6 protein-coding genes and 1 pseudogene are annotated in these 13,241 nt (G+C 52.5%); 1 reads left to right on the forward strand and 6 read right to left on the reverse strand.

The features are described 5' to 3' along the window. Positions 1-237: 237 nt before the first annotated feature. The 4 genes from ABT58_RS20110 to fabB form a co-directional block, all read right to left on the reverse strand. Positions 238-4,638, reverse strand: a complete 4,401-nt coding sequence (locus ABT58_RS20110; RefSeq protein ID WP_156168832.1) for a FimV/HubP family polar landmark protein — start codon at positions 4,636-4,638, stop codon at positions 238-240. A gap of 294 nt (positions 4,639-4,932) precedes the next feature. Continuing rightward, positions 4,933-5,946: an aspartate-semialdehyde dehydrogenase gene (locus ABT58_RS20115; protein WP_047876237.1), complete on the reverse strand. Its 1,014-nt coding sequence runs from the start codon at positions 5,944-5,946 to the stop codon at positions 4,933-4,935. Beyond that, positions 5,943-7,133 (reverse strand): 4-phosphoerythronate dehydrogenase, encoded by a 1,191-nt coding sequence (locus ABT58_RS20120; RefSeq protein WP_047876238.1) that lies wholly within the window; start codon positions 7,131-7,133, stop codon positions 5,943-5,945. Before ABT58_RS20120 ends, ABT58_RS20115 begins: the two co-directional genes overlap by 4 nt. Positions 7,134-7,600: 467 nt before the next feature. Then, positions 7,601-8,815: a beta-ketoacyl-ACP synthase I gene (gene fabB / locus ABT58_RS20125; RefSeq protein ID WP_047876239.1), complete on the reverse strand. Its 1,215-nt coding sequence runs from the start codon at positions 8,813-8,815 to the stop codon at positions 7,601-7,603. A gap of 195 nt (positions 8,816-9,010) precedes the next feature. Between fabB and mnmC the strand changes: the two genes are divergently transcribed. Beyond that, entirely contained in the window at positions 9,011-11,071 is a 2,061-nt protein-coding gene (gene mnmC, locus ABT58_RS20130) for a bifunctional tRNA (5-methylaminomethyl-2-thiouridine)(34)-methyltransferase MnmC2/FAD-dependent 5-carboxymethylaminomethyl-2-thiouridine(34) oxidoreductase MnmC1 (RefSeq protein WP_047876240.1), read from the forward strand. A 275-nt stretch (positions 11,072-11,346) separates the two neighbouring features. Here mnmC and ABT58_RS23835 read toward each other — a convergent pair. Continuing rightward, positions 11,347-12,480: pseudogene (locus ABT58_RS23835) on the reverse strand (IS3 family transposase). A gap of 160 nt (positions 12,481-12,640) precedes the next feature. Then, positions 12,641-12,991 carry a hypothetical protein gene (locus tag ABT58_RS20140; protein ID WP_107205072.1) on the reverse strand — a complete coding sequence of 117 codons (351 nt, stop codon included), beginning with the start codon at positions 12,989-12,991 and terminating at the stop codon, positions 12,641-12,643. Between the last annotated feature and the right edge of the window lie 250 nt (positions 12,992-13,241).

Genomic DNA, 13,241 nt, shown 5'->3' on the forward strand with positions numbered 1-13,241 from the left:
TGGTCTGTGGTTCTGTGGTTCTGTGGTTCTGTGGTTCTGTGGTTCTGTGGTTCTGTGGTTCTGTGGTTCTGTGGTTCTGTGGTTCTGCAGGTAGAATTCCGTCCCCCATAAAAAAAGCAAGCGCTCTCGCACTTGCTTTTCCATAGGACCTCAGGGCCATAGCACCGATTTTATCCCGCTTTTACTCTTCGCCTCTAACGAGGAACTAGGATCTCGTCCCTAGTCCCTCACTTCTGCTTACACCTTCATCTTCCCCAGCAAGGCTTTTGCTTCGCTTTGGAGGTCATTGTCGGCTTGCAGGGCGATTTCTTCCAGCAAATCACGGGCGCCTTCGCTGTCGTTCATCTCAAGGTACGCTTTGGCCAAATCCAGCTTGCTGGCGTACTCGCCTTGGCTGTCGACATCGTAACTGTCAATACCGGCCAATACATCCGGGAACTCGTCCAACCCCACCTCAAGATTCAACGGTGCTTCATCCATGTCGGTCGCCGGTACATCGTCCAGCTCGCGCATCAGCTCTTCGATACTGATGTAAGACGGCGTCGGCGCAGGTGCTGGCTTTTCTTCCGTGAGCAACACAGATTCTGAGTCATCCTGCCAAGACGTATCATCTTGAACAGCATGCTCAACCGGTACCACTGCCTCAGGAGCTGGCATCTGAGCGGCATAATCAATCTCATCCAACACCGATTCTGGCGCAGTCACAGAAGCCGTCACAGCATCTAATGCGGCGTCATCCTGATCAAACACGGGCACATCTTCTGTGTGCATTTCAGGCTGCGATGTCCAGTCTTCCCCTTCCAGTTCAGGCTCAACATTGGCCGCAGACCAAATGGCGTCATCTTCTGCCGACATCGCCTCGTCTTCAGCCAGCGACGCATCGATGGTTTCTGCCGCAGACGTGGCCGGTGAAAACAGCGCTTCACGCTCTAACTCATCCACCGCCGCATCAGAAACGCTGACAGACTGCGGTGCCGACTCTGTAGCGTGATCAACAACAGACGTCTCGTCCATGACTTCAGCCTGCTCAAACACGTCAGCGCGTGAAGGCTCAACCTCAGGTTCACTCAGCAACGCCGCCATATCTAAGCCTGCGGTTTCCATGCTATCACGCATCGCTTCAGCTTCCGGCGACAATGGCGCGGCTGGCGAGCTTGGCGTATACGCTGCGCTATCCGCAACCGGATCAGCCGCATTGTCAGTCACGGTATTCGCTGTCGCCTCCAACGCTGAAGACTGCGCCTGACCCAAACCTTGTTCCAGCTCGTATTGCTCCAGCTCATGCTGCTCATCGAACGACGCCTGTAGCGCATCGTCTTCACCAAATTCAGGTAAAGAAGCCGCGTCATACGTTTCAAACGCAACCTGTGGCTGGCCATGCAGACCAAACGCTGACGGCTCAGCCTCATCGTCGTGACCCAAGTCTAACGTTGACTCCAGCACCTCTGCATTGTCATCGGCAAATGGGACGTCTGATACTGAAACATCTGGAGCATCAGCCTCTTGCACAGCCGCATCCGCCATCTCCTCAACCGGCGCGTTCGCGGACGCATTCGCGGACGCATTCACGGACGCAGCGGTTTGTGGTCGCTCGGCCGCTTCCGCCGCCTGTTGCAACTGACGCACGATATTGTCAAACACCGCCTGCTCTTCATCCGGACTCACGTCCATCTGCGGTGTGTCATCCAATTCAGCATCCGGCGCATTCATTGCCGCTTCTTCATCAAACTCCGGATAATCAGACAGATCCAACGGCGCATTGACATCCAGGCTTTCCAGAAGCTGTTCAACGGTCATGCCCACCGACGGATCCATCGCTGCCGCATCTTCTTCCGTAAACGAAGCCGCTAACAAGGCTTCAAGCTCAGCTTGCTCATCATCACTGCCGTACGGTGTTGCTGGTACGGGTTCAGAGGCTTCCGTTTGTGGCAATACATCCGGCTCGATGTCCGCAGTCTCGGTCACTTCAGGCTGCGCAGGCATCTCAGCCAACTCAGACTCTTGCTCAGCATCAGCATCGACAGAAACAGGCTCAACCGCTTGCTCGACCACAGGCTCTGCAACGGATTCAGCAACAGGATCTTCAGCAACATAGCCTTCTGCCACGGCTGGCTCTGGTACCAGTTCTGGCTCTGACTCTGGTGCAAAAGTAGACTCAGGCACAAACATGTCTTCATCAGAGACAAACGCATTATCGTGCTGCGATTCAGACTCAACCGTAAAGGCCGATGTATCCACATCAAAAGAGCCTTCAGGCTCTAGCTCAGGTTCGGGTTCCGGCTCTTGTACTGGCGCTGGTGCTGGCTCAATGTCTGGCTCCGACGCAATGTCAGGCTCAGGCTGATCCAACGAAGGCGTCGATTCCACCGAGTCAGAGACCGTCAAGTCACGCTCTGTCACCTGCGTAAACAGCTCATCGGCCAGTACCTCATCCACTGCAATCGCCGTGGCGGCGGCAGCCACAGGTGCCGCTAAAGGTATATCGGCTTGTACCGCATTTTCAGACGCATTGCCCTCAGCTGGCTGGCTCTCCAGCTTCGTCTCCGCATTCACGTCTGACGCAACACCCGGTTGCTCGCCTTGCTGATAGGCGTCACGTAGATCGCGCTCAAAATCAGCATTCATTGGCGCTGACGGTGATTCGAACTCAGGATCGTCCATCTCCGGCCAATCGAGCGTCGAGGCATCATCGTCGTCTTCATCCAGATCGGCCATCAGCTCATCCAGCAACTCGGTGCTGTTTTCTTCTAGCGCAATACTGGTTGAGGGAAAGTCATCATCTTCCAAATCCCCCAGCAATTCATCCAACAACGCGGTGCTGTCTTCTTCCAGCGTGATATCCGACGTCAGCGCATCGTCTTCCTCTTCGTCCATCAACTCATCAAGCAATGATGTACTGTTGGCCGAGAACAAATCATCGATATCATCTTGTGACGACAACGAGAACATATCTTCCGCTTCTGCCAAGGCCTGATCGATCGCCGCCTGTTGAGCACGATCGTCTTCCTCACGCTTCAGGGCATCACTGTCCGCAGCGGCAGCTGGGTTATCGAACGCGGCAGGCTTATCGAAGGCATCGTCCATGTCGTCAGCCACAAAGCTGTCGAACAAGGAGTCCAAATCATCCTGACTGATCAGGTTTTCCTGATCCGGCTCAACCTCAGGTCGGCGCGCCGCAGTTTCTTTAGGCAAATCATCGGCAAGATCCGGCGAGAAGGCATCAGGGCGGTCCAAATCCAGCGCATCACTGTCAAACGACAGATCAAAGCCGTCTTCATCGTCTTCCACTTGCAGGGATTTCTCCCACATCGCCGCCAACGCTTCATCAGAACTCAAATCGGCTTTCTGCTCGATTTCATCCAGCGCGCGTTCCATGTCTTCCAGGCCAATGGCTTCTTCATCCCCTTTCACGGAAATACTGCTTGGTCCGAAGCCACTTTCCATCTCGAACAATTCATCATCAAGATCAGACTTGTTATCCGTGTCATTGGAAAACAACGGATCATCATCACTGAACAAATCATCCAGATCATCGTCATCACCCAGCGCCAGATTCGGCACCACTTCGTTATCCACCGGCGATGGCACCATGGCGGTCTCATCATCATGCGGCGCTTCCAGCGCATCCAGCGGCTCTTCTTCCTCTTTCTTGCGTCCCCACAATAAGAAGGCGGCCAGCGCCGCTAATAAGCCCCCAGGGATCAACGCCATCGCCGCAAGGGCTAATGGGTTATCAATGATGCGATCAAACGTGGTTAACTCAGGCTCTGTCGGCTTGGCCTGCTGCAGGGCTTTTTGTTGTTCAATGAAGCCTTTGATCTGCTCGCGCAGTTGTTCATCGTCACTGATCTGGTTTTTCAGTGCCGCGACTTCATGCTGCATTTCTGCCAAACGCACACGCAGTAAGTGATTGCTTTCCAGCAGCTTTGTCATCTGCTCATCAGATGCATCCAGCTGATCTTGCAATGCTTTTGGTTTTTGCGGGATCAGAGAGCGGGCGGTTTCATCCGCACTGACGGTCGGCTGCGCCGCTTTTTGCTCAGTCTCCTGAACTGATTTCTGAACAGGTTCCTGGACAGGTTCCTGAACAGGTCTTGATGCAGGCTTTGGCTCGGCTTTCGGTGCTGCTTTAGGAGCAGGCGCCGGTTCGGCTTTTACCACTGCTGGCGCAGGCGCTTTAGCCGGTACAGGCTTGGGCTTGTTTGCCGCAACGCGTGCAATCTGGCCTTTGTCCGCTTCCAGACGCTGCTTCACGGCGTCCACACTTTCACGCTGAATTTGCGACAAGGTCGGGATGGTCAGAATGCTGCCCGGTACCAACCCATGAATATTATTCTGTTCAAACGCTTGCGGGTTATTGCGGAAAATCGCACCAATCACCTGATAGATGGAGATCTGATCGTTCGGGCGATAGCGAGAAGCAATCGACCACAAGGTCTCCTGATGCGTCGTCGGCCCGTAACGGTTTTCACTGGCATAAGGCTGCTGCACGGAAGAAGGCGTATAAGGAGATGGCGCAGCTTGCTCGTCAGAGGGGCCCATGATGCGAATGGTATTCGCCTGAGCCGGTATGGCCAGAGCGGAGGAAATAAGAGCCGGTAATAAAAGGCGTTTCATCATCTTTGTGTGATCAGACACTGCCTGCGATCCTCTTTGGCAGGAAATAAGCTATCAATGCATCGCGCGGGTCGCGCATACCCTATGCATCGTTTTTCTATCGCGCATCATACTAGAATAATGGATATCGGCCTATTGCCAATGATCTTGAGTGTGAGTTCACGCTTCGCGCTGTGCGTAGGGATTGCACGGTATGACGAACTGAAGAGTAAGCACTTTTGAAAAGAAACAGGGAAAGCCGAGGCTTTCCCTGTAAAGATAACATCGTATTGAGGCCGTCTAGTTTCACTTTCAAACAGACGTACCCAATTCGATTTATAGGTATTCTTCGATCAGTTTTTCTGCGATCTGTACGCTGTTCGTCGCCGCGCCTTTACGCACGTTATCCGCCACAACCCACATGTTCAGACCACATGGATGGCTGATGTCTTCACGAATACGCGCGACCATCACGTGATCTTTACCGGTTGCGTCACCCACTTGCGTTGGGTACTCATTACCGTGGAACACTTCGATGCCTTCGGCATTTTCCAGCAGACTGATCGCTTCTTCGATGTGTACAGGCTGACAGGTTTCAACGTGTACCGCTTCTGCATGGCCGTAGAACACAGGTACGCGTACACACGTCGGGTTCACGCGAATGTTGTCGTCACCCAAAATCTTCTGGGTTTCCCACACCATTTTCATTTCTTCTTTGGTGTAGCCGTTGTCCATGAACTCGTCGATGTGCGGCAGACAGTTGAACGCAATTTGCTTATCGTATACGTTCGTTTCTGCAGACAGACCATTCAGCAGTTTCACGGTCTGACCCGCCAACTCGTCCACGCCTTTTTTACCCGTACCAGACACTGACTGGTACGTACACACGTTGATACGCTCGATACCGTATGCATCGTGGATTGGCTTTAAGGCCACCAGCATCTGAATGGTTGAACAATTCGGGTTCGCGATGATGTTACGGTTACGGAACTCCGCCAACGCGTGCGGGTTCACTTCCGGCACCACCAATGGGATGTCGTAGTCGTAACGGAAACGTGAGGTGTTATCGATAACCACCACGCCCTGATCGGCCGCGATCGGCGCCCAACGATCTGACGCTTCTGCACCGGCAGAGAAAATAGCAAGCTGTACCTGATCCCAGTCGAATTCTTCAACATTGGTCACGCGTACGCTTTTGCCTTTAAAGCGCACGGTTTTGCCCGCACTGCGCTCAGAAGCAAGTAAATAGAGATTGCGAACAGGAAAATTGCGTTCCTCAAGCACTTCTACAATGGCTTCGCCAACGACGCCGGTTGCGCCAAGTACGGCAATATCAAATTCCTGGCTCATGGCCTTTCCTCTACTGTAAAACCTAATTGAGCCAGCGACTCTACCCCAAAAGTAGCCTCGCCCGCTACCGTAATCGCACTATATTCACGTCGATCCCAGTAATTTTTCCGCATACGATCGAACGCAGTGGCCATTTCTGCACTACCTTCTTCTGTTTGCCCCATTTCGCGCCGGAACACGCCATCATCACGGCGTACGTCGTATACAAGCTGAGTCAGGCTAAAGAGGGTCGCTTCATCCCACGGCTGGCTCAACGTCACCAGCGGAACTGGCGCCACCGGCAGCAAACTCGCCGCTTCTACCGCTTTATCGACACCTAAAAATTCACAAAAGCGATTGTAGACCATGGTGGTGCCACGCGCTTTGCCTTCCAGGCCATAGCCTGCCACGTGCGGGGTCGCAAACGCCAAGAACGGCAGCAAGGTTAAATCCACTTGCGGCTCTTGCTCGAACACGTCCAGCACCGCTGTCAGGTGCGGTCTGACACTTACATCCTGCGCGTGTTGCTGCTGACTGACCAACAACGCCGTTTTCAGCGCCTGATTATCAACCACCGGCCCTCGGGCGGCGTTAATCAAAATGGAGCCAGCTTTAAGCTGCCCCAAAAACGCCGCATCCACCAAATGGTGTGTCGGGTAATCACCGTCACGGGTGATCGGGGTATGTAGGGTGATGACATCACACTGTTGTTGAATCGCTTCAATAGAATGAAACGTACGCGGATCGCCCTGCGCTTGCTTCAGCGGATCGTTCAGCAGATAACGGATGCCCAGCGCATCTAAACACTGCGCCAAGTAACTGCCCACGTTACCGGCACCGATAATACCGACGGTCTTATCAAACAGGGAAAACCCTTGCTGCTGACCCAGCACCATCAAGCTGCTGAGCACATATTCTGCCACGCCGACTTTGTTACAACCTGGCGCCGCCGTAAAGGTGATGCCTTTGTCTGCCAGCAACGCCTCATCGACATGATCCTGCCCTGCCGTGGCGGTACCAACAAACTTCAGCGCATTGGCTTTGCTCAGCAGCGCCGCATTCACTTTGGTCACAGAGCGGATCATCAGGGCATCCACATCCACCAAATCGTCTGCCGTTAACGTGCGCCCCGGCTTGCTGATCACTTCGCCCAGTTGGCTAAACAGCGCCTCGGCATAAGGCATATTCTCGTCTATGAGGATTTTCATCGCTAGGTCCTAACTGTTATTACGTATTCACGTTGTTTTAGCTGGGGAAGATTGTAAAGCATTCGGGGACGAGGGGCGAGGAAGAGCAAAAAAGCCCGATAGCCGATGGCTACCGGGCGGGTTCCAGGCAAAACATTCACGGCGATCACAGATCTATCCCGCAAAAGAAAATACTATGATGTCGACGAATGCGCGTCTGTTGTGGCGCTGGCTGGCGCTCATCACACCCATCCGTCTCCGCAAAAAGGCCGAAAGTGGATGATCGTCGTCAGCGTCAACACCTGGAGAATGCATTAAGAAGTGGCGAGTTTCGAGGGGCTAGGGACGAGGAAAAGCATCTTTAGTTTGCAAGGAACCAGAGACGAGACAAACTGTCTAGCCGCTAATTATCGGGCTTTTACTCGACACTCGCAGACTCGCCCCTCGTTCCTATCAATCGCTCTTTACTCGCCCCTGCGCTTGCGCGCTTATCCTTCGTATTTCTTAATAACCAGTGTGGCGTTGGTGCCACCAAAGCCAAAGCTGTTTGACATTACGGTCTTCAGTTCAACATCACGCTTCTCAGTCACGATGTCCAAACCTTCAGCGGCTGGGTCCAGGTTATCAATGTTAATGCTTGGTGCCACAAAACCGTGCTCCAGCATCAGCGTAGAGTAAATCGCTTCGTGTACGCCCGCTGCGCCCAGTGCGTGACCTGTCATCGCTTTCGTCGCAGAGATCGCTGGGCTGTTTTCGCCGAACAATTCCTGAATCGCACCTAACTCTTTCACATCACCTACTGGCGTTGATGTACCGTGTGTGTTGATGTAATCCACTGGCGCGTCCAAATCTTGCATCGCCATCTTCATACAACGTACTGCACCTTCACCAGAAGGCGCCACCATGTCGTAACCGTCTGAGGTTGCGCCGTAGCCGACAACTTCACCGTAGATCTTCGCACCACGTGCTAGAGCGTGTTCAAGCTCTTCGATAACCAGCATACCGCCGCCACCAGAGATCACGAAACCGTCACGGTCTGCATCGTAAGTACGGGACGCTTTGCTTGGATCGTCGTTGTACTTGGTTGACAACGCGCCCATCGCATCGAACATCATGGTCAGTGACCAGTCCAACTCTTCACCGCCACCCGCAAACACGACATCTTGTTTGCCCAGTTGGATCAGCTCAACGGCGTGACCGATACAGTGTGCAGAAGTCGCACATGCCGAACTCATGGTGTAGTTCACGCCACGGATCTTAAATGGGGTCGCCAAACACGCTGAAACGGTGGATGACATTGTACGTGGTACCATATAAGGACCCACGCGTTTTACGCCTTTTTCGCGCAGAATATCGACCGCAGCCACTTGGTTTAGCGAGGAGGCGCCGCCTGAACCCGCCACCAAACCGGTGCGCTCGTTAGAAACTTGTTCGTCTGTCAGACCAGAATCGGCAATTGCCTGCTCCATAGACAGGTATGCAAATGCGGCAGCATCCCCCATGAAACGCATTTTCTTACGATCAATGTGCTCTGACGGGTTCAGTTTCAAATCGCCCCAAACATTGCTGCGCAGTTTCATTTCTGCGAACTGTTCAGAGAAAGAAATACCTGACTTACCTTCCTTCAATGACGCCAGCACTTCTTTAACGTTGTTACCAATGCTGGATACAATACCCATGCCTGTGATTACGGCTCGTTTCATGATGAATTCCTACTGTCATTTAACGCTGATGATAATAACGGGTTTGTCTGGCAAAAGTGGTCAGCTTTCCTTTTGATCGGGTACAATCGCCTATCATTTCACTCAAATTGTGCATTATTACTACGTAGCGCACAGTCTCTGCCCGCTACCTTGATTGAAATGCACCCTGTTATCGCAACTTATGAGGTTTCTCCCTTGCCAGATTCCGTAAAACACCCTGACACGCTCACTTCGACCACTCGCATCGCCAATGCGGTACTGGACTGGAATGAGTCAGGCACGCCTGTCTCCAATGACTTTGATGATGTCTACTTCTCAAATGCCAATGGTCTGGAAGAAACCCGCTACGTGTTCCTACAACAAAACCAGCTGCCAACCCGCTGGGAAACCTTTGACCGCCGCCGCTTTGTGATTGCCGAAACCGGCTTTGGCACCGGTCTGAACTTCCTCGCGGTGTGGCAATGGTTTAAAGCCTTCCGTGACGCTAACCCGGACGCGACGACCCAAGAGCTGCATTTCATCAGCTTTGAAAAATTCCCGGTCACCAAAGCCGATCTTATCAAAGCCCATGAGTCATGGCCTGAGCTGGCCGATGTGGCTGAGCAACTGCATGTTCACTACCCACCCGCTGTGGCAGATTGTCATCGCCTGGTACTGGAAGACGGCATGATCACGCTGGATCTGTGGTTTGGTGATATTCAGGACTGTATGCCTCAAGTATGGACCGATGAGCAAGGTATCGTCGATGCGTGGTTCCTCGATGGCTTTGCGCCAAGTAAAAACCCGGAAATGTGGAGCCAGAGCCTGTTTGATGGCATGGCTAAACTGGCGCGCACAGACTGTACCGTGGCAACCTTTACCGCAGCCGGTTTTGTCCGTCGCGGCCTGATGGATGCCGGCTTTACCATGCGCAAAGCCAAAGGATTCGGCAAAAAACGTGAAATGCTGGCCGGCCACATTGCTGAGCGTCAATACGGCAGCAACGTCAAACCGTGGTACACCCGTCTTGCCGCTAACATTGATTCTGTCGCCATCATCGGCGGTGGCGTCGGCTCTGCCACTACCGCGCTGGCACTGGCTCGCCGTGGCATTCGCACCACTCTTTACTGCGCGGATGCTCTACCTGCCGAAGGCGCATCCGGTAACCGCCAAGGCGCGGTCTACCCGCTGCTTAATGGGGCCAACGATGCCCTATCGCGCTTCTTTGCGCCCGCGTTTGTGTTTGCCCGTCAGTTTGTCGACCAAGCCGCCGCCAACAATGAAAAAGCCGGCACGACCTTTGATTATGACTGGTGTGGTGTCACACAGTTAGCGTGGGATGACAACGCCGCGAAAAAGCTCGGCAATATGCTGGATGGCGGTTTTCCAGACGCATTGATCCGCAGCCTGAACGTGGAAGAGACCGAGCAGGTCACAGGGGTCGAAACCGGCTTTCACAGCGTGAACTATCCACTGGGCGGCTGGTTATGTCCACAAGCCCTGACGCGCGCCTTGATCCAACAAGCACAACAAACAGGCATGCTGACGCTGCACACTGAGTGTGAAATTAAGCAAATCACACAAGACGCCGATCAGCAATGGCAACTGACTGACCAACATGGCCGGCACACCGTTCATTCTGCTGTCGTCGTGGCAAACGGTCACCGCTTTGCTGAACTGACACAGACCCAAGCGATCCCGGCCTATTCCGTGCGCGGCCAAGTGAGCCATATCCCGACCAATGCGGCGCTGAGCCAACTAAACACCGTGTTGTGTTACGACGGCTACCTGACACCGGTTAACGCCACAGGCGACAGCCACTGCATTGGCGCCAGCTACCGACGTGGCAGCACAGATTTAACCTTCAGCAATGAAGAGCATGCAGACAACCAGCAGCGCCTGATCAACTGCCTGCCAGACATTGCATGGCCAACCACGCTGGACTTCTCCGACAACAACGCCCGTGTTGGCGTGCGCTGTGCCAGCCGCGATCACCTGCCGTTTGTCGGGGATGTATGTGACTTCGACACGCTGCTTGAGCAATACGCCGACCTGAAAGAGAACCAAGACAGCGCACAACAGGTTCCGGTGTACCCAAACCTGTTTGCCATGATCGGTTTAGGATCGCGCGGTCTAAGCTCCGCCCCGTTACTGGGTGAAGTCCTGGCCTCTCAAATTTGTGGCGACCCATTACCCCTGCCAAATAGCGTACTGGAAGCTTTGCATCCGGGCCGTATGTGGGTGAGAAAGTTGGTGAAGGGGAAGAAGATCCAGTAAAAAGCAGTTTGCGAGGGACGAGTCAGCGAGTATCAAAGAAAAGCAGGAAAGATCGGGATTAAAAGCGGTCCTTGGCCCTAAGGTCCTATGGAAAAGCAAGTGTGATCGCGCTTGCTTTTTTCATGTAGGGGAGGAATTCTACCTGCAGGTCCACTGAACCCTTTTGATTTTGCTCTCACTCAGCGCGAAGCATGCCCGTCCCTAGAAACTCGTCCCTTTTATTGTAGTGGTCAACGAAAATTGGCCACTGTTTTAGAGCAATTCCAGAATAACCGTTATGACTCATTTGGCGTCAATCCACCATTGTAGTCATGTGGTCTGGTATCACTGTAATAGCCGATTATGTAATCGATAATCAACTGCTTTGCTTGTTGCAAACAACGGTAGCCTGTTGCCGGGATCCATTCCCGGCTTCAATGATCTGAAGAATCTTTCCATTGGGCTATTATCCCAACAATTTCCCCTACGACTCATGCTTTGGGTCATCTGACATCGCCAAAGACACTGCCTAAATTGTAGGCTTGTATAGTGGCTGCCTTGATCAGAATGAAACATGATTCCTTCCGGTCTGCCTCGGCTCTCGTATGCCATCATTAGAGCTTTACTCGTTAGCCTACTATCCGGTGATAGTGACATGGCCCAACCAACCGGTTTCCTAGCAAATAAGTCCAAAACAACGGCTAAATAAGCCCAACGAGAACCGGTCCAAACGTAGGTAACATCACCACACCAAACCTGATTCGGCTCCGTCACCGCAAACTGGCGATTAAGTAAGTTAGGAATATCAGGACGTTCCTTGTTTGCCGCTTTGTAGCGATGCTGAGGAAGCTGACAGCTTACTAAACCAAGCTATTTCATGTACTTACCAGCGAGATGACGACTAAGCTTGTGCCCCCGATTCGTTGCGATTTGAGCAATCGTTCGGGCTCCTGCTGATTGGTTGCTTTCACGATAGATCGACTTGATCTCGCATTCCAATTTCAGTTGTTCAGGCTTGATAGCAGTATCTCGGTTAGCCCAACTTCTGTAGCTACTGCGATGAACTCTGAAAAGGCGGCATAGATAGCTCACTGCATAGCTCTGCTTGAGTTTCTCGATTAACGAGAATTGTTCAGGGAGTCGGACATCAAGAGAGCGGTAGCCTTTTTTAGTACTTCCTTGTCCATCTTGAGCTGTTCGATCTCCTTTTTGAGTTTGGCTATCTCTCTTTGCTCATCAGTGATGGGTTGAGCTTGAACGGGTTTACCATCCTGCTCGAGTTGAACCTGACGAACCCACTTACCAAGAGTGGAAAAACCAATCCCAAGGGCTTCTGCAACATCAGCAACTGAGCGTCCCTGAGTAATAACCATCTGAACACCTTCTAGTTTGAACTCGGCGCTAAAGCGGCGTCGTGAATTATTTATCATTTTTTCACCTGTAGTAATGCGAGGTGATCATATCACCTCTTATCAGGTGGCCAAATTCAATGTACCACTACATATCCATTAGAACCTCAGGGCCATAGACCCGCCTCTGCTCTTCCGCTCTACTCGGAACTAGGATCTCGAAACTCGTCCCTGCTATTCCCTACTCCACCGCCACTGTCACGGGTGGCGCTGGATCATCACCGCCGCCACTGTCTGACACGGCAACCCCAATCACAACCGCAGCGACACCGACGGCTACTACTGTTGCCGTGATACCCCCCGCAGAAGCAGCCAAGGCGCTATTGATACCGGCAGCACTGCCCGTCTGTTCTGTTGCTGATTTTGCGGTTGTCGCGGTGCTATTGGCCGTAGAGGTATTGCTTGATGTGGTTTGTGCACTGCTTTGTGCTGTCGATGTGGCGCTTTGGTTCGCTTGACGGGTGGCAGGCTCTGACGCACAGGCAGACAAACTCATCCCCATCAACGCCAATGCTATTACGGATTGTTTCATCATCACTCCCCCAAACTTACAGCAGTATCTTTATTGATATGATTGTAAGTATAGATGCGAACATCAAATATGTTAGCAAAATCACACTGCATCGAAGACAACATACAATTGTTTCACCACCTTACCGAAAAACAAGAATATAACTTAAAAATCAATCAGATAAGAACATTAACCACACAACATTGATGGATTGCATCACATAAAAGGAAGGTACAGAGGAATGTATGTTCAAAAAAAAACAATCTCATTA

The organism is Photobacterium aphoticum (genome assembly GCF_001029435.1).
Taxonomy (GTDB): Bacteria; Pseudomonadota; Gammaproteobacteria; order Enterobacterales; family Vibrionaceae; genus Photobacterium; species Photobacterium aphoticum.

What these genes read in the sequence shown, in the direction of transcription:
- ABT58_RS20140 (WP_107205072.1), bottom strand. Translation starts at nt 12,991, where the DNA reads ATGAAACAATCCGTAATAGCATTGGCGTTGATGGGGATGAGTTTGTCT.
- fabB (WP_047876239.1), bottom strand. Translation starts at nt 8,815, where the DNA reads ATGAAACGAGCCGTAATCACAGGCATGGGTATTGTATCCAGCATTGGT.
- ABT58_RS20115 (WP_047876237.1), bottom strand. Translation starts at nt 5,946, where the DNA reads ATGAGCCAGGAATTTGATATTGCCGTACTTGGCGCAACCGGCGTCGTT.
- ABT58_RS20120 (WP_047876238.1), bottom strand. Translation starts at nt 7,133, where the DNA reads ATGAAAATCCTCATAGACGAGAATATGCCTTATGCCGAGGCGCTGTTT.